This window comes from Brachyspira sp. SAP_772 (assembly GCF_009755885.1).
Lineage (GTDB): Bacteria > Spirochaetota > Brachyspiria > Brachyspirales > Brachyspiraceae > Brachyspira.
The window spans coordinates 1-506 of record NZ_VYIX01000394.1; the positions used below are offsets into that span (position 1 = coordinate 1).

At 18.4% G+C, this 506-nt stretch carries 1 protein-coding gene; it reads left to right on the plus strand.

Annotated elements, in window-relative coordinates; all coding sequences use genetic code 11:
• Positions 1 to 263 precede the first annotated feature (263 nt).
• Positions 264 to 506, plus strand: a 243-nt coding sequence (locus GQX97_RS14710; RefSeq protein WP_198391291.1) for a KilA-N domain-containing protein, incomplete at its 3' end; no start/stop codon positions are given.

Below are 506 nucleotides of genomic sequence, written 5' to 3' on the forward strand. Positions count from 1 at the left end.
AAAAAGATTTATACGATAGTTAGTTTATTGTTTTATTTATATTTATTATTTGTATAAAAAATATGAAAAAACCGCTTATAAATAGTTTCAAAATATAAAAAAATGTATAAACTTATATATAGATAATTTTGAAAAATAGTTTAATATATTTTTATATTATAATGAATAAGGTTTATCTATATAAGTTGTTATATTTTCTTTATAGAATAATTAGTAAATTATATAGTAAAAAATTATTAATATTCATTAAGGAGGCTTTATAAATGGATAATAATTTAATATTATATAATAATGGGCAATATGAATTATCTTTTATAGAACATAATGTAGAAGAAGTTACTATAAATCAAAGAGCTTTTGATGGATATATTAATGCTACAGCTTTATGTAAGGCTTGTAATAAAAAAATTAATGATTATTTAAGATTAAATAATACAAAAGAATTTTGTAAAGAATTAAGCTCCGAAACGGGAATTCCCGTTTCGGAACTAATACAAGTGATAAAA